21 protein-coding genes are annotated in these 21,922 nt (G+C 42.1%); 6 read left to right on the top strand and 15 right to left on the bottom strand.

Annotation, left to right across the window (positions count from 1 at the left end):
- Positions 1–16 precede the first annotated feature (16 nt).
- The 3 genes from GD630_RS00735 (at position 17) to GD630_RS00725 (ending at position 5,023) form a co-directional block, all read left to right on the top strand.
- Positions 17–2,008 carry a DUF4954 family protein gene (locus GD630_RS00735; protein ID WP_143865249.1) on the top strand — a complete coding sequence of 664 codons (1,992 nt, stop codon included), beginning with the start codon at positions 17–19 and terminating at the stop codon, positions 2,006–2,008.
- Between the two features lie 114 nt (positions 2,009–2,122).
- Positions 2,123–3,760, top strand: coding sequence for a fumarate hydratase (locus tag GD630_RS00730; protein ID WP_143865248.1), 1,638 nt, complete (start codon positions 2,123–2,125; stop codon positions 3,758–3,760).
- A 102-nt stretch (positions 3,761–3,862) separates the two neighbouring features.
- On the top strand, positions 3,863–5,023 hold the full coding sequence (locus GD630_RS00725) for an acyltransferase (protein WP_143865247.1): 1,161 nt from the start codon (positions 3,863–3,865) through the stop codon (positions 5,021–5,023).
- Between the two features lie 9 nt (positions 5,024–5,032).
- On the opposite strand, the gene GD630_RS00720 is transcribed toward GD630_RS00725, so the two are convergent.
- The 8 genes from GD630_RS00720 to GD630_RS00685 all read right to left on the bottom strand — a co-directional run bounded on the left by GD630_RS00720 (position 5,033) and on the right by GD630_RS00685 (position 15,546).
- Positions 5,033–6,376, bottom strand: coding sequence for a TolC family protein (locus tag GD630_RS00720; protein ID WP_143865246.1), 1,344 nt, complete (start codon positions 6,374–6,376; stop codon positions 5,033–5,035).
- The gene (locus tag GD630_RS00715; protein WP_143865245.1) at positions 6,373–9,405 is read right to left on the bottom strand and encodes an efflux RND transporter permease subunit; all 3,033 of its coding nucleotides are present in this window, start codon (positions 9,403–9,405) and stop codon (positions 6,373–6,375) included. Before GD630_RS00715 ends, GD630_RS00720 begins: the two co-directional genes overlap by 4 nt.
- Positions 9,406–9,417: 12 nt before the next feature.
- The gene (locus GD630_RS00710) at positions 9,418–10,503 is read right to left on the bottom strand and encodes an efflux RND transporter periplasmic adaptor subunit (protein ID WP_007767191.1); all 1,086 of its coding nucleotides are present in this window, start codon (positions 10,501–10,503) and stop codon (positions 9,418–9,420) included.
- Between the two features lie 138 nt (positions 10,504–10,641).
- Entirely contained in the window at positions 10,642–11,574 is a 933-nt protein-coding gene (gene rsgA / locus GD630_RS00705; RefSeq protein WP_143865244.1) for a ribosome small subunit-dependent GTPase A, read from the bottom strand.
- A 91-nt stretch (positions 11,575–11,665) separates the two neighbouring features.
- The gene (frr, locus tag GD630_RS00700) at positions 11,666–12,226 is read right to left on the bottom strand and encodes a ribosome recycling factor (RefSeq protein ID WP_007757891.1); all 561 of its coding nucleotides are present in this window, start codon (positions 12,224–12,226) and stop codon (positions 11,666–11,668) included.
- 51 nt (positions 12,227–12,277) lie between these two features.
- A complete protein-coding gene (locus tag GD630_RS00695; protein ID WP_143865243.1) occupies positions 12,278–13,189 on the bottom strand; it encodes a DMT family transporter in 912 nt (303 codons plus the stop codon).
- Positions 13,190–13,452: 263 nt separating this feature from the next.
- The gene (gene pyrH / locus GD630_RS00690; protein ID WP_007767185.1) at positions 13,453–14,163 is read right to left on the bottom strand and encodes a UMP kinase; all 711 of its coding nucleotides are present in this window, start codon (positions 14,161–14,163) and stop codon (positions 13,453–13,455) included.
- Positions 14,164–14,220: 57 nt separating this feature from the next.
- Positions 14,221–15,546 carry an MATE family efflux transporter gene (locus tag GD630_RS00685; RefSeq protein WP_143865242.1) on the bottom strand — a complete coding sequence of 442 codons (1,326 nt, stop codon included), beginning with the start codon at positions 15,544–15,546 and terminating at the stop codon, positions 14,221–14,223.
- A 112-nt stretch (positions 15,547–15,658) separates the two neighbouring features.
- Between GD630_RS00685 and GD630_RS00680 the strand changes: the two genes are divergently transcribed.
- Entirely contained in the window at positions 15,659–16,342 is a 684-nt protein-coding gene (locus GD630_RS00680; RefSeq protein WP_143865241.1) for a tetratricopeptide repeat protein, read from the top strand.
- A gap of 34 nt (positions 16,343–16,376) precedes the next feature.
- On the opposite strand, the gene GD630_RS00675 is transcribed toward GD630_RS00680, so the two are convergent.
- The 4 genes from GD630_RS00675 to GD630_RS00660 all read right to left on the bottom strand — a co-directional run bounded on the left by GD630_RS00675 (position 16,377) and on the right by GD630_RS00660 (position 19,251).
- On the bottom strand, positions 16,377–17,672 hold the full coding sequence (locus GD630_RS00675; RefSeq protein ID WP_143865240.1) for a zinc-dependent metalloproteinase lipoprotein: 1,296 nt from the start codon (positions 17,670–17,672) through the stop codon (positions 16,377–16,379).
- A gap of 69 nt (positions 17,673–17,741) precedes the next feature.
- Entirely contained in the window at positions 17,742–18,500 is a 759-nt protein-coding gene (locus GD630_RS00670) for a biotin--[acetyl-CoA-carboxylase] ligase (RefSeq protein WP_143865239.1), read from the bottom strand.
- Positions 18,484–18,840, bottom strand: coding sequence for an MmcQ/YjbR family DNA-binding protein (locus GD630_RS00665; RefSeq protein WP_143865238.1), 357 nt, complete (start codon positions 18,838–18,840; stop codon positions 18,484–18,486). Before GD630_RS00665 ends, GD630_RS00670 begins: the two co-directional genes overlap by 17 nt.
- Positions 18,841–18,885: 45 nt before the next feature.
- Positions 18,886–19,251 (bottom strand): YraN family protein, encoded by a 366-nt coding sequence (locus tag GD630_RS00660; protein ID WP_143865237.1) that lies wholly within the window; start codon positions 19,249–19,251, stop codon positions 18,886–18,888.
- Between the two features lie 67 nt (positions 19,252–19,318).
- Between GD630_RS00660 and GD630_RS00655 the strand changes: the two genes are divergently transcribed.
- Both GD630_RS00655 and GD630_RS00650 read left to right on the top strand, forming a co-directional pair.
- Entirely contained in the window at positions 19,319–19,552 is a 234-nt protein-coding gene (locus GD630_RS00655; RefSeq protein WP_004299215.1) for a hypothetical protein, read from the top strand.
- 40 nt (positions 19,553–19,592) lie between these two features.
- Positions 19,593–20,030 (top strand): nucleoside deaminase, encoded by a 438-nt coding sequence (locus GD630_RS00650; RefSeq protein WP_007767165.1) that lies wholly within the window; start codon positions 19,593–19,595, stop codon positions 20,028–20,030.
- 47 nt (positions 20,031–20,077) lie between these two features.
- On the opposite strand, the gene GD630_RS00645 is transcribed toward GD630_RS00650, so the two are convergent.
- The 3 genes from GD630_RS00645 to GD630_RS00635 form a co-directional block, all read right to left on the bottom strand.
- The gene (locus GD630_RS00645; protein ID WP_143865236.1) at positions 20,078–20,377 is read right to left on the bottom strand and encodes a DUF4834 family protein; all 300 of its coding nucleotides are present in this window, start codon (positions 20,375–20,377) and stop codon (positions 20,078–20,080) included.
- A 67-nt stretch (positions 20,378–20,444) separates the two neighbouring features.
- Entirely contained in the window at positions 20,445–21,152 is a 708-nt protein-coding gene (gene pssA / locus GD630_RS00640; protein WP_143865235.1) for a CDP-diacylglycerol--serine O-phosphatidyltransferase, read from the bottom strand.
- Between the two features lie 10 nt (positions 21,153–21,162).
- The gene (locus GD630_RS00635; RefSeq protein ID WP_007767159.1) at positions 21,163–21,849 is read right to left on the bottom strand and encodes a phosphatidylserine decarboxylase family protein; all 687 of its coding nucleotides are present in this window, start codon (positions 21,847–21,849) and stop codon (positions 21,163–21,165) included.
- Positions 21,850–21,922: the final 73 nt, after the last annotated feature.

The raw sequence follows: 21,922 nt of genomic DNA, 5'->3' as shown, positions 1-21,922 counted from the left end.
ATAACACTTTATTTATATGAAAGACTATCGTAGATTGACTGAAGATGAGGTACTTCAGTTGAAGAGCCAATCGTGTTTGGCTGATGATTGGGGAAATGTTTTGGTTGCCGAAGGCTTTAATTGTGAGTTCGTTCACCATACCCGCTTTTCGGGAGAAGTGAAGTTGGGCGTATTCGAGTCTGAGTTTACATTGCCGGGAGGTATCAAAAAACATTCGGGATTGCGCCATGTGACACTGCACAATGTAACAGTGGGGGATAACTGCTGCATTGAAAATATCCAGAATTATATAGCTAATTACGAAATTGGCAGTGATACCTTCATCGAAAATGTAGATATCATTCTGGTAGACAAGTTGACGACTTTCGGCAACGGGGTAGAAGTAGCGGTTCTTAATGAAACAGGGGGACGTGAGGTGCTGATTAATGATAAATTGTCTGCGCATCAGGCTTATATACTGGCATTGTACCGCCATCGTCCTGAGTTGATAAACCGTATGAAGTCGATTGCGGATTATTATTCCAACAAGCATGCTTCCGCTATCGGGAGTATCGGAGAGCATGTTATGATTCTCAATACAGGGTCTATTAAAAATGTCCGGATTGGCGACTATTGTCATATTTGCGGAACGTGCCGTTTGTCCAATGGTAGCATAAACAGCAATGTGACAGCTCCCGTACATATCGGACACGGAGTGATTTGTGATGATTTCATTATTTCCTCCGGCTCTAAAGTGGATGACGGCACTATGTTGAGCCGTTGCTTTGTAGGGCAGTCCTGTAAATTGGGACATAACTATTCTGCTTCCGATTCTTTGTTCTTTAGTAATTGCCAAGGAGAGAACGGTGAGGCCTGTGCCATCTTTGCAGGTCCTTTCACGGTGACACATCACAAATCTACCTTGCTGATTGCCGGAATGTTCTCATTTATGAATGCAGGCTCGGGGTCCAATCAGAGCAATCATATGTATAAACTCGGTCCGATTCATCAAGGAACAATGGAGAGAGGAGCCAAAACGACTTCTGATTCCTATATCTTGTGGCCGGCTCGTGTCGGAGCTTTTTCTTTGGTGATGGGACGCCATGTCAATCATGCCGATACCTCCAATCTTCCCTTCTCTTATCTGATAGAGCAGAGAAATACGACCTATCTGGTTCCGGGTGTCAATTTGAGAAGTGTCGGTACTATCCGCGATGCACAGAAATGGCCGAGACGCGATAAACGACAAGACCCGAACCGTCTGGATTATATCAATTATAACCTTTTGAGCCCTTATACCATCCAAAAGATGTTCAAGGGACGTTCCATTTTGAAAGAATTGCGACGGGTATCCGGTGAAACTTCAGAGATTTACTCTTATCAGAGTGCCAAGATCAAAAACACTTCTTTGAATAACGGTATTCGTTTTTATGAGATAGCCATTCATAAGTTCTTGGGTAATTCGATTATTAAACGATTGGAGGGTATCAATTTCCAAAGCAATGAGGAAATTCGTCAACGTTTGAAGCCCGACACGGAAATCGGAGTGGGAGAATGGGTGGACGTTTCCGGACTCATTGCTCCGAAGAGTGAGATAGACCGTCTGTTGGATGGAATTGAGAATGGTACTGTCAACCGTTTGAAATCCATCAATGCCTGCTTTGCGGAGATGCACGAGAATTATTACACCTACGAATGGACATGGGCTTATCATAAGATTCAGGAATTTTATGGTATAAATCCGGAAACCATCACAGCTCAGGATGTGATTCGTATTGTAAAATCCTGGCAGGAATCCGTAGTGGGACTGGATAAAATGGTGTATGAAGATGCAAAGAAGGAATTCTCGCTCTCTTCTATGACCGGATTTGGTGCGGATGGCTCGCACGACGAGATGCGACAAGATTTCGAACAGGTGCGCGGGGATTTTGAAAGCAATACATTTGTGACGGCTGTGTTGAAACATATTGAGGAGAAGACAGCCTTGGGGAATGAGCTTATCAAGCGAATTGAGACTATCGTAGAATAATCGAAATATTCTCCGTTATTCATTCTTAATTCTTTATTCATCATTCGCCATTCTTCATTCTTAATTGCTACCTTTGCGACACTAACTAACATTACGTAATAAAATAAGAAACTTATGGCAACACCTCCGTTTAAGTATCAGCCCATGTTTGAAAAGGGAAAAGATACAACTGAGTATTATCTGCTTACCAAAGATTATGTGTCGGTAGGCGAGTTTGAAGGACATCCCATCCTGAAAATTGAGAAAGAAGGTTTGACCGCGATGGCTAATGCGGCTTTTCGTGATGTATCATTCATGCTTCGTCGTTCGCACAACGAACAAGTTGCTAAGATTCTGAGTGATCCGGAAGCAAGTGAGAATGATAAGTATGTGGCATTGACTTTCCTGCGCAATGCGGAAGTTGCTTCAAAGGGAGTTCTTCCATTCTGCCAGGATACCGGTACTGCCATCATTCATGGTGAAAAAGGACAACAAGTGTGGACGGGCTATTCTGACGAAGAAGCTCTGTCATTGGGAGTCTATAAAACATATACCGAAGAGAATCTGCGTTATTCTCAGAATGCGCCTCTGAATATGTATGATGAGGTGAATACGAAATGTAACCTGCCTGCACAGATTGATATCGAAGCTACCGAAGGTATGGAATATGAATTCCTTTGTGTGACCAAAGGTGGTGGCTCAGCCAATAAAACTTATCTCTATCAAGAGACTAAAGCTATCTTGAATCCCGGCACACTGGTTCCGTTCTTGGTTGAAAAGATGAAAACATTGGGGACAGCCGCTTGTCCTCCTTATCATATCGCTTTCGTAATTGGCGGTACTTCTGCAGAGAAGAATCTGCTGACTGTGAAATTGGCTTCTACTCATTTTTATGATAACTTGCCGACAACAGGAAACGAATATGGTCGTGCGTTCCGTGATATTGAACTGGAAAAGGAAGTATTGGCAGAAGCGCATAAGATTGGTCTGGGTGCGCAGTTTGGCGGTAAGTATTTGGCTCACGATGTGCGTATCATCCGTCTGCCCCGTCACGGTGCTTCTTGTCCGGTAGGTTTGGGCGTTTCTTGTTCAGCCGACCGTAATATCAAGTGTAAAATCAATAAAGATGGCATTTGGATTGAGAAACTGGATTCAAATCCGGGAGAACTGATTCCGGTGGAATTGCGTAAGGCAGGAGAAGGTGATGTGGTTAAAATCGACCTGAACCGTCCGATGCCTGAAATCTTGAAGGAACTGACTAAGTATCCGGTGGCTACCCGTCTGTCATTGAATGGGACTATTATTGTGGGCCGTGATATCGCTCACGCCAAACTGAAAGAGCGTTTGGATCGTGGAGAAGATTTGCCTCAGTATATCAAAGATCATCCTATTTACTATGCCGGTCCGGCAAAAACACCGGAAGGTATGGCATGTGGTTCCATGGGACCGACTACTGCCGGACGTATGGACCCGTATGTTGACTTGTTCCAAAGTCATGGCGGCAGCATGATTATGTTGGCAAAAGGTAACCGTAGCCAGCAGGTGACAGATGCTTGTAAGAAGTACGGTGGTTTCTATCTTGGCTCTATCGGAGGTCCTGCGGCTATTCTCGCTCAGAATAATATCAAGAGCATTGAGTGCGTGGAATATCCTGAACTGGGAATGGAAGCGATCTGGAAAATTGAAGTGGAAGATTTCCCGGCATTCATTCTGGTCGATGATAAGGGGAATGACTTCTTCAAGCAACTGAAACCTTGGAATTGTACTAAATAATTAGTCTATAATTCTTTTATATAAACCATTATTGGAGGGATACCTGTCAGTTTCGTATAGGTATCCCTTTTTTACTAATTTCCCTTTCTATTACTAGCCATAATGAAAACATCGACAATTGAACTACCTAATCAGAAGAACCGGCATATTGTATGGCTGGATGTTGTACGTTTTATCGCAATGTTTACAGTCGTTTGCTGCCATTGCGCCGATCCTTTTAATTTTTATCCGGGCACTGCTCCCAATATCGGAGAGATTAAATTATGGGGGGCTATATACGGATCTGTCCTTCGTCCATGTGTGCCGTTGTTTGTGATGATAACAGGAGCTTTGCTTTTACCTGTGCGAGGCGATACTTCCGCTTTTTACAAGAAACGGATTACCCGTGTCCTGTATCCGTTCTTAATCTGGTCTGTTATTTATAATCTTTTTCCCTGGATAACGGGTTTGTTAGGATTCAGTCCCCAGATTATTCTTGATTTCTTTCCTTATGCCGGCGAAGAAGTCATGAGGCAATCTTTCTCGGTTGCTGTCAAATATATCTTGAATATCCCATTCAACTTCTCTATATTGGCAGTACATATGTGGTATATTTATCTGCTTATCGGACTTTATCTTTATTTACCTATATTTTCGGCATGGGTAGAGAAGGCTTCGGAACGTGCTAAGCAGATGTTTCTGCTAGCTTGGGGAGTTACCTTGCTGTTGCCTTACTATTATCAGTTTGTTGACGGTTATTTATGGGGCACTTGCTCATGGAACTCATTTGGAATGTTATATGCCTTTGCCGGATTCAACGGATATCTGCTGTTAGGCCACTATTTGAAGAATCTTGATTGGAGCATGAAAAAGACATTGGCAACTGGTATCCCGATGTTTGTGATCGGATACGTTGTGACGTTCTTCGGCTTCCGCCATATGACAGCTTTACCGGATTATACGGATGAGATGTTAGAGCTGTTCTTTACCTATTGCTCCCTTAATGTGGTAATGATGACCATTCCTGTATTTATGCTGGCAAAAAAAGTCAATATCCGTTCAGAAAGAATACGGAAGGCATTAGCAAACCTTACCGTATGTGGTTTCGGAGTTTATATGATTCATTATTTCTTTACCGGACCGGCTGTAATGTTGACGCGGGCTATTGGTATACCCATTCCTTTGCAAATACCGGTAGCGGCAGTAATGGCATTTGCTGTCTCCTGGTTGATTGTGAATCTGGTACACCGTATTGGTAAACCGGCAAAATACATAATGGGATAAATCTCTCTCTTATTCCTCCAAATATTTTGTTATCTTTCCGCTGATTTGTAACAATGAGATCTCGCAGATTTTGGTGTTATATTCAGCGGAAAGGATACGTTCTTCCGCATCCAACAAACTTTTTTGTGCTTCACGTACCTCAAAACCGGAAAGGTCTCCCTGTATATAACGATCCATTGCAATATCGTGATTGTCTTTAGCTGTTATAAGATTCTGTCGTTCCAGATTCAATAACTGAAGATTGTTACGATAAGCTTGCCATAAATTGCTGAGGTCGGAACGTAGTGCTAATTCAAGATTCTGTCGTTCCAGTTGACGGTTCTTAAAAGTAAGAGTTGCATTCCGCTTTTCGCGGCGGCGGTTACCGTCGAATATGTTGAAGCCGACAGTTACTCCTGCGTTAAATCCCAGATTTCCTCTTCTACTAGTGGCATTGATGTCATACTTATTGAAAGTATAGCCATATCCGGTATTTAATTTGAGATATGGATAGTTGCGTGAATTCACTTTCTTGTAGTCCAATTGGGCTAAAGTCGTATTCTGGTCAGCTTTCAATAAAGAAGCATTGGTTGCCAACGTAGAACTCCATAGATCTTCAAACTTCAGGTCGCTATGTACTTCGATAGTGGAATCTTTGATAATAACAATTTGATTGACATCGTTATTAGCCATTAACTCATTCAATTGGATACGTGATGAGTGCAGTAATTCCTGTTGTTTGATGTATTGAGCGCTATCCGCATTGAAGTCCACTTTTGCTTGCTGGTAATCCAACCCTGAAAACTTACCGACAAGATGGCTCGCTTCTGCTATACGCAGGCGTTCTTTTGAGAGCGACATTGCATAATGGAAGTTTTTCAGACGAATCTTTTGTTGGATAAAGTTATAGTACTCGGCTGTCAAGTCGGCTATAAAGTCCTCGATGGCAATACGGGTATTCGTTTCCCCTTGTCGTTCCAACTCTTTAAGTTGTTTGTAAGTCGTGCTGATATTGAATCCGTCGAAAATAGTCCAATTCAGGTTGAGGCCTACGTTGACAGTCTGATCGTAGACACCCTTGTTTTTGGTTATTTCTCCGGTTTCACGTGCTTTGCTTTCAATATTGTCCAGATTCCCTACATAACCGGCAGAGAAGTCCAAAGTAGGTAAGTAGCCTGCATTACCCGGCGTCGCATTATTTTTGCTGATCTGTTCCTCGTTGTGGACAATACGCAAAGAGTAATTGTTCTGCAATCCTTCCTCCAGACACTCCTTTAAAGTAAGTACTTGCTGTGCTTTGACTGCAGAAACGGAAAAGGCACATGCAGTGATTATATATACGATACGTTTCATACAAATATCTTTCGGTTTCATTCTTCTAGTTTTTTGATTCGGTTAGTCGAAATATAACTGTAAATGGCCGGTACGATGTACATCGTGAGAAGAGTAGAGACTACCATACCTCCTACTACTGCCGTACCCATAGCAATACGTTGGTTACAACCTTCTCCGGTGGCAAAGGCAAGCGGGATAAGTCCCAAAACCGTAGAAGCGCTTGTCATTAGGATCGGACGGAGACGTTGTAAGGCCGCATCCTTGATTGCAGTCATTTTATCTTCTCCGGTTTCCTGTTTCTGATTGGCAAATTCTACAATGAGGATACCGTTTTTAGCCACTAGACCAATCAACATGATGATACCGATCTGACTAAATATATTCATTGTGATACCACTGAAATACATGAATACTAATGCTCCGGCAATGGCTAAAGGCACTGTCAGCATGATAACCAACGGGTCTTTGAAACTTTCGAACTGTGCTGCCAGAATCAGGTAAATTAGGAGAATAGCCAGGATAAAGGCAAACATCAGACTGGAAGAACTTTCACGGTATTCCTTTGAGTCTCCGGACAGAGCTGTACGGAAAGTATCATCCAATGTTTCTTTTGCTATCTTGTCCATTTCGTCCAAACCTTGACCGATTGTCTTTCCATCGGCTAAACCTGCAGAAATAGTAGCCGACACAAAACGATTGTAACGGTACAATTTAGGAGGAGCAATACCATCTTCCAATTCAATCAGGTTGTCTAGCTGTATCATGTCTCCATTATTGCTGCGGATATAAATCGCTTTCAGATCGGCCGGCTTATTTCGCTGTTGCCGGTTGATTTCTCCCAAGATCTCATATTGTTTTCCATTCATATAGAAATACCCCATACGTTGTCCGCTTAATCCGTACTGCAAAGTCTGAGCAATGTTTTTAGTACTTACTCCCATAATGCTGGCTTTATCACGGTTGATTTGAATACGGGCTTCCGGTTTACTGAACTTCAAGTCAACGTCTGCCATCTGAAAGACCGGATTTTCATACACTTTCGCCATGAATTTGGGCAATACCTCTTCCAGTTTTTCCAGATTGGTAGCTTGAAGAACGTATTGAACCGGCATACTTCCGCGACGACCGCCGAAAGAAGACTGTTGCTGCACGAACGAACGTGCCATCGTCTTTTTCTGTACCGCTTTCGATATTTTCTCGGCTACTTCCATCTGGGTGTAGTTACGGTCCTGCATATCTTTCAAAGTAATACGCACGTTACCGCTACCACTGGAAACACGTGCAGTCACGGCTTCGGCGTCAGGAAGAATGGAATCGACAAGTTGGTTGATATCTTCTGTGTAATCCCGGATATATTCATAAGTCACACCTTCTGCACCACGAGTGTTGATGCTGATTTGTGAACGGTCCTCCAGAGGAGCCATTTCGGCCGGTACTATATTCCACAGAAATCCGATGAGACATATAGTGATGACCGTGAAAGGAAGGGCAATCCAGCGTTTACGGAGGAAAGCAGCCAATGAACGGCTATACAGACGGTTCATACCTTCAAAGAAAGGTTCTGTTTTCGCATAGAACCAACTCTGTTTCTCCCGTTTTATCAGTAATTTGGTTGCCAGCATAGGCGTGAAAGTCAGTGCGGCAAATGAAGAAATGATAACCGAACCGGAAATCACAATACTGAATTCACGGAATAATCGTCCGGTCATACCATCCATAAAGACGATGGGGAAGAATACGGCAACCAGTGTAATGGTTGTCGAGATGACAGCAAAGAAAATTTCTTTAGCTCCTTCTATTCCCGCCTCTTTCGGGCTCATTCCTTTTTCTATCCGGATATAGATGTTTTCCGTCATTACGATAGCGTCATCCACCACCAATCCCACAGACAATACGATGGCAAGCATAGAAAGTACGTTGATGGAGAAACCGGCCAGGTACATGACGAAGAATGCACCGATAAGGGAGACGGGAATCACGATACAAGGTACCAGCGTAACACGCCAATCGCGCAGGAAGAGGAAGATAATGATGATAACGAGTACGAAAGCTTCATATACGGTGGACTTTACTTCATTGATAGATGCACGGATAAATTTAGTGTTGTCGAATCCGTAATTATAATGTACATCTTCCGGCAAATCCTTTTTCATCTGCTCCATACGCTGATATACTGCGTCGGCAATTTCGATATGGTTGGCACCCGGTTGCGGAATGACTACGACACCTACCATTGGTACGCCATTCATCTTCATGTAACTTTTGATGTCGGCAGGACCTAGTTCAGCCCGACCGATGTCGCTGAAACGTACGATGCGGTTATCCGATTCCTTGATAATCAAATCGTTAAATTCATCAGCTGTATGCATCAATCCAAGTGTTCGGATTGTCAGTTCGGTGGTATTTCCCTCGATACTACCTGACGGAAGTTCCACGTTCTCATTGTCTACCGCATTTTTTACGTCAATGGGGCTGATACCATAGCCGGCCATTTTTACCGGATCCAGCCAAAGGCGCATGGAATAACGCTTCTCTCCCCAGATAGAAACGCTACTTACATCGGAGATGGTCTGCAACTGCTCCTTGACTGTCAGGTCTGCGATTTCGCTTAACTCCAATAGCGAGCGTTTGTCGCTCTGTAAAGCAACCATTAAGATAGGTTGTGCATCCGCATCAGCTTTCGATACGGTAGGGGGGTCACAGTCACGCGGCAAATACCGTTGTGCACGTGATACCTTATCACGCACGTCGTTTGCAGCGGTTTCCAGATCGACGGACAATTCAAATTCTACAGTGATACGGCTCTGTCCTTGTTGGCTGACACTGGATAAAGAGCGGATACCCGGAATACCGTTAATATTCTGTTCCAACGGCTCGGTAATCTGGTTCTCGATAACGTCGGCGTTTGCTCCCGGATAAGAACAACTGACAGAGATGATCGGATTATCCACTGACGGATATTCACGGACACCCAGATAGTTGTATCCGATAAATCCGAAAAGTAAGATAATGATGGTTAGTACGGTGGCTAATACCGGGCGGCGTATGCTTAATTCGGATATGTTCATAGGGCGCAGGTATTAATCAATTTTGTCAAGCGTTACGGCAAGTCCGGTACGGAGTTGCAGTGTTCCTGAGGTGATGATGGTATCTCCCATGTGCAACCCCCTTATTACTTGTACTTCGGATGCGGTACGGATGCCGGTTATGATATCCACCGGTTCGGCTTTTCCCGATTTATATAAATAGACCTTATCTTTACCCATTTCCGGTACAATTGCTTCTGTGGGGATAGCGATTGCGTTTTCAATCTCGTCTTTCTTCAATAATACACTCGCATAGCGGCCGGGTAGTAAAATATGCTTCACATTCGGATAGAGTGCACGTGCTGTAAATTGGTGCAGATTAGGGTCAATAGCTGATTCAACGGCATATACCTGCGCACCGAAAGCGTCCAGATTGCCTTCAACACTGAAATTCAGGTTTGTTCCTTTCTTTATTTGCTTGGCGTAACGTTCCGGTACGGAAAATTCGACTTTTAGCGGAGCGATTTTGGTTAGTTTGGCAACCACTGTTGTCGGTGAAGCATAAGTACCGATACTGACTTGACGAAGTCCGATAACTCCGTCGAACGGAGCGCGCAGTTCGGTCAGTTCAATATTTGCTTTTATAATTTCGATATCGGCATTCAAGGTTGCCAAATCTGTTTTTACTTGTTCATACGCTTCTTTACTGACAGCATCTCGCTTCAGCAATGCGTCTTGACGGAATACACGGTCTTCTGCCAGTTTCAACTGTGAGACGAGGCGTTGTAGTTGTGCCTGCAACTGTCGGTCGTTTACTTTGGCAAGCAACTGTCCTTTTTTCACCGATGTTCCTTCTTCAAAATTGATTTCAACAATCTTTCCGGAAGTTTCAAAAGATAAATCTACTTCTTCATCGGGCAGCAATACACCGGTAGTTGTAAATTCGTCTGTCAGGGATTGCGGTTTTATAATTTTGGCGTTTACATTTAAAACTTGTCTCCCTTTTTTAGATTTGCCGCTCATTATTTTGTCGGCAGCTGTTAGTTCGTCGTTCTTTTTGGGTAATTGTGAATAAATTCCTCCACCGATAATTCCGGCACCAACAAGGATGATAATCCCCCATTTAGTCTTCTTATTCATGGTTTAGTATAGTATATAGCATATTACATTGGATCTCTTAGTAGGTTAGATTGTTTTTGATAGAAAAGGTTTAATTTATGGTCTAAATTCTCCAGTATTCTTATCGTGATGAGAAAAATAAGATATTGTAGTTAGGATCTAGTAAGCTGCCCTGTATTTTCCTTCCTCTTTATCTTCCAGCATATTTAGGTAGGAAGTATAGCGTGATTCGCTGATTAAATGTTCCTCTACCGCTTTGCGCACAGCACATCCCGGTTCGTGACGGTGCGTGCAGTTGCCGTATTTACATTCTGCGGAGACTTTGAATATTTCGGGAAAGTAATGTCCGATTTCTTCTTCTTCCATATCGAATGTACCGAATCCTTTGATACCGGGAGTATCGATGATATATCCGTCTTCGTCCACAGGGAACATTTCGGAGAAAGTGGTAGTATGCATTCCTTTGTTGTGATATGAAGAGATTTCCCCCGTTTTGGTTTCTATTCCCGGCAGTATGGCATTAATAAGGGTGGATTTTCCTACTCCCGAATGTCCGGAGAACAGTGTAATCTTACCTTCCAGTGCCTTTCTGATTGCCTCTACTCCATGACCGTTTTTGGCAGAAACTTTGAAGCAGGGGTAACCGATATGTGTGTATAGATTGATTAGTGCGTCCAAATATCGGAGCTCATCTTCATCGTAGGCATCTATTTTGTTAAATACCAAATTGACAGGAACCCGATAGGCTTCTGCAGATGCGAGAAAACGGTCAATAAAGATTGTTGAAGTTTCGGGGTAATTGACAGTAACCACCAACATACATTGATCGAGGTTGGCGGCAAGGATGTGAGATTGTTTGGAAAGATTGGAAGAACGACGGATAATGTAGTTTTTTCTATCTTCTATTTCGTTGATAAAGGCAGTGCCTTCTTGGTTAAGGATAATCTGGACACGGTCGCCTACCGCTACCGGGTTGGTACTTCGGATTCCTTTGAGTCGGAAATTACCTTTGATTTTACATTCAATAAACTGTCCGTCATCGGTCTTTACCTGATACCAGCTACCAGTGTTTTTGATTACTAATCCTTTCATAAGTTGAGAATTGAGAGTTGAGAATTGAGAGTTGGTCGCGTTGTTGGTATACTACATAGTAACTTCCAACTCTCAACTCTCCATGCTCAACTTATACAGTCATAATTTCTTTATCCTTTTCAGCAAGCATATCATCAATTTGTTTGATATACTTATCGTGGATCTTTTGCAGTTTCGCTTCCGCGTTCTTTTGCTCGTCCTCTGCCAATCCGTCTTTTACAGCTTTCTTCAGTGCATCGATACCGTCTCGGCGGGCGTTGCGTACGCTGACTTTTGCAGTTTCGCCTTCGCCTTTACACTGTTTTGCCAATTGCTTACGACGTTCTTCCGTCAGAGGGGGAATACCGATACGGATCACTTCGCCGTTATTTTCGGGCATGATACCGAGGTCGGAGTCGATAATCGCTTTTTCGATGACACGGAACATACTCTTATCCCACGGTTTGATGGTGATACTACGAGCATCGGGAGTAGTTACGGCTGCTACATTGCTGATAGGAACCATACTTCCGTAAGAGTCTACGCGGATACCGTCCAACAGTCGGGTACTCGCTTTTCCGGCGCGGATATGTGCCAGTGCTTCTTCCAGATACATAACGGCCATATCCATTTTTTCTTGTGCATTGTCAAGGCAAGTCTTTACGTCTACCATATTTTTTGATAATTAAAGTTGCTATTTGATTGATTAAGTAGCAAAAGTATATTATTTTTTGTTCATCTGCAACAGCATTCCCATCTTTTTTATGAGTGATTTGCCGATGATAATCAAGGTCACGGCGGTGATAATCATTAAAATACCAACCATTAAGCGAGGAGTTAGTTTCTCATGGAACAGCATAACACCGAAAAATAAGGCTGTCACAGGTTCCAAAGCACCTAGAATGGCGGTTGGTGTGGAGCCTATATAATGGATAGCTAAGGCGGTGCAGACCAATGATATGGCGGTTGGCAGAATAGCCAAAGCCAATGTATCTGCCCATAACCAGACGGATGGTATAACCTGCAGCTCCATACAGAAGTTCAGACGGACGATGTAAACCGATAGTCCGAACAGGATGGCGTAAAATGTAAGTTTGGTGGTTGGCAGGTTTTTCAATGTTGAGCGGTTCACACCTACTATGTATATAGCATATGAGAGTGAAGACAGCAGAACAAAGATGATCCCCAACGTGGATAGCGGTTTGTCACCATCTCCTTGATAGAGCAAAGCAATACCTGAAAGTGCCAGCAGAATAGAGAAAACGGTAATTGCGGATATTTTTTCCTTGAAGAACACCCCCATAATGACAGCTACCATTACCGGATAAACAAACAAGATGGTCGAAGCGATTCCGGCATCCATGTAATTATAGCTTATAAACAGGAGCAACGATGAGAAAGAGAACAGCAAACCCATAATGACTAAGGGCAGAACGTCTGCCTTGTGAAGTGCAAAGGATTGATGCTGCATTTTCATCAGAATACCCAGCACGATTGCGGCAAAGAAATAACGGTAGAATAAAACGGTATCGACATTCATTCCGGCTGCATAGAGCGGAAGTGCAAAAAGAGGATTCATACCGTAGCTGGCAGCGGCAATGGCTCCATAGATAAAACCTTTGGTCTTGTTATTCATTGTTCTTAGTCCTTTTTTTATGGCGTGCAAAAGTACGCAGTTCACCAATGATAAACAAGCGTTTAGGCGGTTGATAGTATAATTTAATCTTTCGTATGCTAAAAACTATTTCTAAGTAAAGAGGGAACTAATCTTGTTCATGCATAAAATTAATCGTCTGACTATAGTTAAACTTGCGTCTGACTACTGTTGAACTTTCGTCTGACTATAGTCAGACGAAAAAGAATCAACTGTCAGACGATTAATTTTATTCGATCGGGAGATTAGTTGTGTACTAATGTACCTATTTCTTCTCCGCTGATTACCTTCTTTAAGTTGCCTACCGTATCCATATCAAATACAACGATAGGCAGATTGTTTTCCTTGCACATACAAGTAGCGGTTAAATCCATAACTTTCAGACCACGTTTCAGAACTTCGTCATAAGTGATGTCGTCAAACTTGGTTGCGGTAGGATCTTTTTCGGGATCAGCTGTATAGATACCGTCTACACGAGTACCTTTCAGCATAACGTCTGCTTCGATTTCAATTCCTCTCAGTGAAGAACCGGTATCTGTGGTGAAGAAGGGATTTCCCGTTCCTGCGGACATGATAACCACTTCACCGTTTTCCATACATTCGATGGCTTTCCATTTGCTGTAAAATTCACCGATAGGTTCCATCCGTACTGCTGTCAATACGCGGGCTTTCACTCCGGTGGCGACAAGTGCCGAACTGAGAGCAAGGCTGTTGATGACCGTAGCCAACATTCCCATTTGATCACCTTTCACACGGTCGAAACCTTTACTGGCTCCGCTTAGGCCACGAAAAATATTTCCGCCTCCGATGACAATGCCGATTTGCACCCCTTGTTCGTGGATTTCTTTGATTTGTTCCGCATATTCTGCCAATCTTTTTTCGTCAATGCCGTATTGCTTTTCGCCCATCAGGCTCTCTCCGCTTAATTTTAGTAGAATTCTTTTATACTTTGCCATATCTTTTACTTTTAATGTTTTCCGCAAATATAGAGATAATTTATCGGATACTCCTCATCAGTGCACGATTACTTTTCGCATGATTTGTCTCCCTAAAAAGGTTTGCACGATTCCTCTTAGTGAAAGATAAACAAGGAAAGCCAACCATAAGGCATGATTTCCCAACAAGGAATGGAATCCGTAATATATTCCGAAAAAGCTGGCGGAAGCTACCAACATGGAGTAAAGCATTTGGCGGGTAGCGGTAGCGCCGATAAAGATACCATCCCAAAGAAAGGCGGAGAAACCGGCTAATGGAATGATAAGTGCCCAATAAAAGTAGGAGTCGGAAGCGGCGATTACTGAAATATCATTGGTTAACAGACCTAGAAAGCTTTTCCCGCCAACTGAATATAAGAGGGTGAATAGAAACGAAAGACCCAATCCCCAATAAAAGAGATGATGTACGGTACTGCGGAGGCCTGTTTGATTTTTTGCGCCGATATAACGTCCAGCCAACGCCTCACCGGCATAAGCAAAGCCATCCATGATATAGGAGAATAAGGTGAATAATTGCATAAGCAAAGTGTTGACGGCTAAAACGACTTCTCCTTGTGCTGCTCCGGCAGAGGTGAAAAACATAGTGACCATGACAAGACAGAGTGTACGGAAGAATATGTCGCGGTTGACTTGAAAAAAGCGATACATGGCTTGTCTTTGTATTATTTCTTTCCAGACGATTCGTTTGTGGAGCGTATGGTAGTAACGCATATAGAGCCAAAGAGCTATGAAAAAGCCTGCATATTGGGCAATAAGAGTTCCTGCGGCTACGCCTGCCACTTTCATATCCAATAGGTAAACAAAACATAGGCTGGCAATAATATTAACTATATTCTGGGTAATGGCGATATACATCGGAAAACGTGAGTTCTGCATACCGATGAACCAGCCTGCAAATCCATAAAGCCCTAAGGTGGCGGGAGCTCCCCAAATACAGATGTAGAAGTAAGTGGTTGCCAGTTGTTCTACCTCCGGTGTGGTCTTTATAAATGTAAATGCCAAGTGCAGAATGGGATACTGAAGCAGCAGCAGGCAGAAAGCGATGAGTAATCCTACTCCGACGGAACGTAGCAATAGTCGGGTGATTTCGTTAAGGTCGTGCTGTCCGTAAGCTTGCGAAGTCATTCCACTAGTCCCCATACGAAGGAATCCGAAAATCCAATAGATGATATTGAACAGCATTCCCCCTACGGCGATGGCCCCGATATAGGCCGGAGAACCGAGATGACCTACAATGGTGACATCGATGAGTCCCAATAAAGGAACGGTGATATTCGATATGATTGATGGGATGGCAATCTGTAATATTCGTCTGTTTTCAGTGACCTGTTTTTTATCTGTCATTGTATAAAAACACTTTTATCAAATTGATTGTTCTTTTCGTCCGCAAAGGTACATCTTTTATTTTTTTTATTGTATCTTTGTGTGTCACGAACTAAATAACAAAAGTGGGATTATGAGAGCCTTAACTATCTTCTTTTTATCATTGTTTTCATTGCCGCTAGTGCTGAATGCACAGTCGGTCGATGAGATGTTGCAGAAAGTGTCTGCTGCCATTGAATCGGGGCAGCATGGACAGGCTGTGAGCTATTTCCGCCAAACAATCGGTTTGAATATAGACCGTACCGAGATGTTCTATTGGACGAGCATTGATAAGAGTAGTGAGATTAGTTCAAAATTAGCTGTAGAACTGGCTTCTGCTTATAGGAGGAACCGGAGTTATGACAAGGCTTATCTGTTTTACAAGGAATTGCTTCAAAAGACTCCTGATAATGTAGATTATCTGGAGGCATGTGCTGAGATGCAAGTGTGCCGTGGGCAGGAAAAGGAGGCTCTGCGTATGTATGAAAAGGTTTTGCAGCTGGATGCGGATAATCTGGCTGCTAATATATTCTTAGGTAATTACTATTATCTGATGGCTGAAAAGGAGAAGAAACGGTTGGATACTGATTTTAAAAAACTCGCATCGCCTACTAAGATGCAATATGCGCGTTATCGGGATGGATTATCAAAAGTCTTTTCGACCGGTTATCAGAAGGCCCGGAATTCGTTGAGAATAGTTATTTCACAATTTCCGTCAACAGAGGCTCAAAAGACACTGGATAAGATATTGAGAATAGAAAAAGAGGTGAATCGCTGAAAATAGTTCACCTCTTTTTCTATTGCCTTCTCTTTTATTTCATGATTAAAATAGGGAGGTCTAGTGGTCCGTTTGCTACAGCACGAGTACTTGTGTCTCCTTTCTTAGGACCGGGTATCAATGGGCTATATGATAAGACATGTCTGATACGTTTACGTTGATCTGGGGTAAATGAATTTGAAAAGCTGTAAGCGTAGTCCATTATATTATAGGAGATAAATGATGGTGTAGCAGCATTACAACTTTCTCTTTGTGCCAATACTGATAAAGGGTAGCTTCCTTTGGGTAACTCTCTGAGCCATTTATCATAACGTACTTTATTATAAGAAGGGGTATCTTTGCAGTAATCGGAGTCTATGCAGTCATCTATTATTCCGGACTCTCCTTCTGAAAAGACGTGATGCAAGCCTAGATAATGTCCAAGTTCATGAGCTAAGGTGACACGGATATCTGCTTTCGAATAACCTGCGTCGGATGGCTCATTTATAAACAGACTATTGATGGATACGCAATATGGAAATTGTAGATTCTTCTTTTCCATATAAGCATATTGAGTTGTATTGAGTCCTTCTAAGAAATTTTTGCCTGATGTAGTAAATGGAAGATGGGAAATTCCCAGTATTGTTGAATTAGAGTTAGGATCTGATACAAAATTGTATACCATGATATTGATGTACTTGTTAGGATCCCATAAATAGTCAACATATTTGTGCGAATTGTCTTTCATGAAAGCCTCACAGTCAATGGGGTAATTCTCCGGCCATTCTTTATATTCTACGCCTGGAGTAGATAGTGCTTTATTATTCGGATCTTCAGTTGCGAGTGTAAAGGTTAGATTCATGTCTACACTTTTGGTCGCATCTTTATAGAGTTGATTTACTGTATTAAGTATATCTTTCAAACGATTGTGGTTAACGTATTGGAGTGGCTCGTTTTTATCTTTATATAACACATGAAAGATGACCGGAAGGTTGTAATGGTACTCTTCTGCAGTATTTGTAGAACCTTTTTGGGTTATCTGAATCGTTTTACTAATCTTATGGCTGATAATAGTTATAATTGCACTTCTGGGTGTAGATTCTAAATTGGCATTAACCGATATAATTAGTTCTCCATTGCCTTCTCCTTTGGAATTATTAAAGATACACCACTGTTTATTGCTTGTGGCAGTCCACGAAGCATCACAGGTGATCTCTATTTTTAATGTTTCTCCACTTGCACTAATATCATTAAATGTAGAATTGGATATATTGAGTGTAGCCGAATCTGAATCACTGCAACCTATCAATATCCATAATAATGGAAGGAATAAAATTAGTTTTGTTCTCATAAATGAAACAGTTTTTATATAGGAAACATACGGTTCAAAGATAATGTTTTTGAGTTGAAACAGAATTGTTTATCTCAATAAATATTCCACTTCCTTAAACATATAAGCCCTTCGGACCTGTTTTTCGTCTTCTAAGATTAACTTACCTTCCGGCTCAACACAAATAATTCGTGCCAGAAATTCACCGTCAACATCTTTATATCGGTGCATTCCTTCTTTTCTGAAAAGCGATTTTTCATATTGGTTGGTTATCCGTGTTATATCTCCCTTTTGAAGTTTGGCATAATAAGACTGAACGCGGATCATGATATTCTTTAATATCTCAAAGACATCATGGCGTTTTCCGGTGATTTGATATAGTGAAACGGGATTGGGAGCCGGGCTGTAGAATTTTTCTTGGTTAATATTGATTCCGATTCCTGCAATGCTTTGACAGATGTTCCGTCCCATCAAATCGTTTTCGATTAATATTCCACAAATCTTTTTCTCTTTCCAATAAATATCGTTCGGCCATTTGATAGAAATGTCCTCAGTATAAGTACTTAACTCTTCCTTAATAGCCAAAGATATAATCTGCGAAATAAGAAACTGGCAGCGCGCTTCCAAAAAATCAGGGAAAAGCACAAAACTGAAAAGGAGGTTCTTGAGCGGTTCCGATTCCCAAGAGTTCCCACGTTGCCCTCGTCCGGATGTCTGAAAGTCGGCAACTACGGTCGTCAACTCCTCTACTTTTTGTTGGGCACAAAGAGTTTGCAGGTAGTTATTAGTCGAATTCGTTTCACTGATATGAATCAATGGAACGGGGAATATTTCAGGGGAGGGCGTCATATTCTGTACGTAGTTTTTTAGGGAACTTCTTGATGACTTCATCATAGGAGTGGTCGATCAATTGTTTTATCAGTTTATCATCTAGGTCGCGGTCAAGGAATACTTGGTTCCAATATTTCTTGTTAAAATGCCAAGCACCTTCTACGCCATTGTAATGGTCCCGCAATTCGATGGCGTAGTCTGGATCGCATTTCATCGTAATCCTGTCAGGTGTATTGAAACTAATACATAAAAACATTTTTCCCATGACTCTGATTGTCAGGAAATCATCACCGAAAGGCATATCTTCCGTAGTGGCTTTTTTGCTGAGGCTGTATTCTCTGGCTGTTTCAACATTCATAATTAATCAATTTATAATAATTTTGTATCTTCTATGTCTTGAATTTTAAAATAAAGGAGGATAAAACGCCTCTTTGATATGCTCGATCTTGAAGTTTCTGTCTTCACCCACTACTGTAATGATATCGAATCTTACAGGTACATCGATTTGAAATAGCCTCATATAGGTATCCGTAGCGCGTACGGTACGTTTTATTTTAGGGATGTCAACGGCGTCCTCCGGTTCGGCAAATTGAGTATTGCTGCGGGTCTTTACCTCCACTACAATTAATTCCTGCTCTTTGGTAGCCACAATATCCAGTTCAAAATGTCCTTTTCTCCAGTTCCGGTCACGAATAATGTAACCTTGTTGCTCCAGATAGGTTACTGCGGCATTTTCTCCGGCTTTTCCTAATTCATTATGTTTAGCCATCTTTTTTTGCAAATTTACTGCTTTTATTCTTTGTATTTACAGAAGTAAAAGTAATTTTGCAGAAGATATGAGAAAAAGAAGTAAAAAGTGCCTGAAAATGCACGTCGAGTGTACGAAACGCGAACGACGTATGAGCATTTTGTTGAGCGACGAAGAACAGCTGATTGTTGATCGTTATCTTGAGAAATACAAGATAACCAATAAGTCACGTTGGCTTCGTGAAACGATTCTCATGTTTATCCATAAGAATATGGAAGAAGATTATCCCACCCTTTTTGGTGAGCACGATATGAGGCGATAGGGGATAATCTTAAAAAAATGTAGATTAAAAACTAGAGGGGATGCTGGACGATACTTACTTTATGAAACAGGCTTTGATAGAAGCCGGTAAAGCTGCCGAACGGGGTGAAGTACCCGTAGGGGCGGTTGTCGTTTGTAAAGAACGGATTATTGCACGTGCCCACAATCTCACAGAAACATTGAATGACGTAACGGCTCATGCCGAGATGCAGGCCATTACTGCTGCCGCCAATGTCCTTGGTGGTAAGTATCTGAATGAATGTACATTGTATGTCACGGTTGAACCTTGCGTGATGTGTGCGGGAGCCATTGCATGGGCACAAACGGGGAAACTCGTATTCGGTGCCGAAGATGAAAAACGTGGCTATCAGAAATATGCCGGTTCGGCACTGCATCCCAAAACAGTGGTTGTCAAAGGACTGCTGGCAGACGAATGTGCCGCACTTATGAAAAACTTCTTTGCGGCAAAACGTAGATAGCGATTGATGGAGTGGTGATTAATAACCGAGCTGTGTAGAGTTTATCGTTATTCTTTAATTTCCTCGAAGTCTACATATTCTCCTTCATCCTGTGTGAATATCTTTTTATGCTTCTTCCTTGGAACGTCATCGGAGAATATTTCCTCTTCATGATCCGTCGGACGATGTGTCCCCTGACTGTAGCTTTGCTGGCCCGCGCTACGTCCGGATTCGTTTTGTCTCGGTCGTGATGAAGACGAAGAACGGCGGCCTATTCCGAAGATGGCTTTGAGTATGAGTCCGACAACCGAAAGACCAAATACGACAATGGCGATGATAAAGAGAAGTATAAATAAAAGTATATGCATTGGGCTATGATTTTTATATTGTAACTCTGATAAAACTCATAGTACAACAAACGTGCCAAGAGATTGTTTATTTACTTTTTCTTGTAAAAAGTGAAAGTAAAATATACCATACAACGATGGCTGCAAAGCTGCTGATTCCAAGAAATACAAGGAAAGGAATGCATACAATCAAAAATGTAAAACTGGTTTTGTTGTCATTCCATGACAGATTCTTGAATTTCAAAGAGAACATGGGTATTTCTGCTACCAATAACCATGAAAACAGACAAACAAGTATAAAAAGATAGACAGGATGACAGCTTTCGGAAATCAGTATGTCATGTGCGCCTGCTACTAAAGAAGCCCAGAATAGAGCATTGGCAGGAACAGGAAGACCGACGAAAGAAGTGGTCTGTCGGGTATCATTATTGAACTTTGCCAGCCGCAAAGCAGAGAATACGGAGATTAAGAATGCAGCGTATGGCAGGTAAGGAGCGATAAATTCCATACTTGCTGGATAGTACATTTCTTTGAACAGGGAGAACACAATCGCTGAGGGAGCAAAACCGAAGCTGACATCATCCGCCAATGAATCCAAGTCTTTTCCAATGATGGAATGTGCATTAAGTGCACGTGCCAACATTCCGTCGAAAAAATCGAATACGGAGCTTAGAATAATGAATAGTAATGCCAGTTCATAACGGGCTTCGAAAGCCATGACGCAAGCAATACAACCGGAGAAAAGGTTCAGGCAGGTTACGGTATTCGGAATATTTTTTTTAATAACGTTCGTCATTGTGACAGGATTATTTGAGTTTGGCGATAACTGTTTGGTTACCGGTTGTTAATTGTCCCATAGTGACACAGACTTCCGTGCCGATGGGTAAATATACGTCCACGCGGGAACCGAACTTGATGAATCCCATATGTTCGTCAATATAACATTCTTCGCCTACTTCTGCATAAGTGACGATACGGCGTGCCACAGCTCCGGCGATTTGGCGGGTAAGCACTTCCACTCCTTCCGGAGTTTCGATTACCACCGTAGAACGCTCGTTCTCCGTACTGGCTTTCGGCAGCCAGGCTTTCATGAAGTTTCCATTGTGATGTGCCACCTTTTTAATAGTACCGTCCACCGGATACCAATTGGCATGTACGTTGACAATACTCATAAAGATGGAGATCATTAATCTCCGGTCATGAAAATACTCGTTTTCATCAACCTCTTCGATAACAACGATTTTTCCGTCGGCAGGTGCTACGACTATTTTTTCAGTGTCCTGTCCGAAGAGACGGATCGGACAACGAAAGAAATTCACCATCAACAGATAAACTGTTATACTCGCTACTGCTACCACATAGAATGGTATCTTACAATCGATTCCCCAATAAAGAGCGGCATTAATCAATAGTAGTAGCAAGAAGCTAGCCCATAATATATGTGTTCCTTCGCGGTGAATACGTATTTTCTTTAATTTCTTTAGTCGGCCCATGAATGCTGTTTAATGATATTGCCTGCAAAAATATACTTAATTTAAAAAATCAGCAAGTAATTAGGCATAGAAA

The organism is Bacteroides zhangwenhongii, assembly GCF_009193325.2.
Classification (GTDB): domain Bacteria; phylum Bacteroidota; class Bacteroidia; order Bacteroidales; family Bacteroidaceae; genus Bacteroides; species Bacteroides zhangwenhongii.
The sequence above is the reverse complement of the archived record's forward strand: the minus strand, read 5'-3'. Positions and strand labels throughout refer to the sequence as shown.

Coding starts and splice junctions, on each gene's coding strand:
- GD630_RS00735 (WP_143865249.1), top strand. CDS start 17: ATGAAAGACTATCGTAGATTGACTGAAGATGAGGTACTTCAGTTGAAG.
- GD630_RS00730 (WP_143865248.1), top strand. CDS start 2,123: ATGGCAACACCTCCGTTTAAGTATCAGCCCATGTTTGAAAAGGGAAAA.
- GD630_RS00725 (WP_143865247.1), top strand. CDS start 3,863: ATGAAAACATCGACAATTGAACTACCTAATCAGAAGAACCGGCATATT.
- GD630_RS00720 (WP_143865246.1), bottom strand. CDS start 6,376: ATGAAACCGAAAGATATTTGTATGAAACGTATCGTATATATAATCACT.
- GD630_RS00715 (WP_143865245.1), bottom strand. CDS start 9,405: ATGAACATATCCGAATTAAGCATACGCCGCCCGGTATTAGCCACCGTA.
- GD630_RS00710 (WP_007767191.1), bottom strand. CDS start 10,503: ATGAATAAGAAGACTAAATGGGGGATTATCATCCTTGTTGGTGCCGGA.
- rsgA (WP_143865244.1), bottom strand. CDS start 11,574: ATGAAAGGATTAGTAATCAAAAACACTGGTAGCTGGTATCAGGTAAAG.
- frr (WP_007757891.1), bottom strand. CDS start 12,226: ATGGTAGACGTAAAGACTTGCCTTGACAATGCACAAGAAAAAATGGAT.
- GD630_RS00695 (WP_143865243.1), bottom strand. CDS start 13,189: ATGAATAACAAGACCAAAGGTTTTATCTATGGAGCCATTGCCGCTGCC.
- pyrH (WP_007767185.1), bottom strand. CDS start 14,163: ATGGCAAAGTATAAAAGAATTCTACTAAAATTAAGCGGAGAGAGCCTG.
- GD630_RS00685 (WP_143865242.1), bottom strand. CDS start 15,546: ATGACAGATAAAAAACAGGTCACTGAAAACAGACGAATATTACAGATT.
- GD630_RS00680 (WP_143865241.1), top strand. CDS start 15,659: ATGAGAGCCTTAACTATCTTCTTTTTATCATTGTTTTCATTGCCGCTA.
- GD630_RS00675 (WP_143865240.1), bottom strand. CDS start 17,672: ATGAGAACAAAACTAATTTTATTCCTTCCATTATTATGGATATTGATA.
- GD630_RS00670 (WP_143865239.1), bottom strand. CDS start 18,500: ATGACGCCCTCCCCTGAAATATTCCCCGTTCCATTGATTCATATCAGT.
- GD630_RS00665 (WP_143865238.1), bottom strand. CDS start 18,840: ATGAATGTTGAAACAGCCAGAGAATACAGCCTCAGCAAAAAAGCCACT.
- GD630_RS00660 (WP_143865237.1), bottom strand. CDS start 19,251: ATGGCTAAACATAATGAATTAGGAAAAGCCGGAGAAAATGCCGCAGTA.
- GD630_RS00655 (WP_004299215.1), top strand. CDS start 19,319: ATGAGAAAAAGAAGTAAAAAGTGCCTGAAAATGCACGTCGAGTGTACG.
- GD630_RS00650 (WP_007767165.1), top strand. CDS start 19,593: ATGCTGGACGATACTTACTTTATGAAACAGGCTTTGATAGAAGCCGGT.
- GD630_RS00645 (WP_143865236.1), bottom strand. CDS start 20,377: ATGCATATACTTTTATTTATACTTCTCTTTATCATCGCCATTGTCGTA.
- pssA (WP_143865235.1), bottom strand. CDS start 21,152: ATGACGAACGTTATTAAAAAAAATATTCCGAATACCGTAACCTGCCTG.
- GD630_RS00635 (WP_007767159.1), bottom strand. CDS start 21,849: ATGGGCCGACTAAAGAAATTAAAGAAAATACGTATTCACCGCGAAGGA.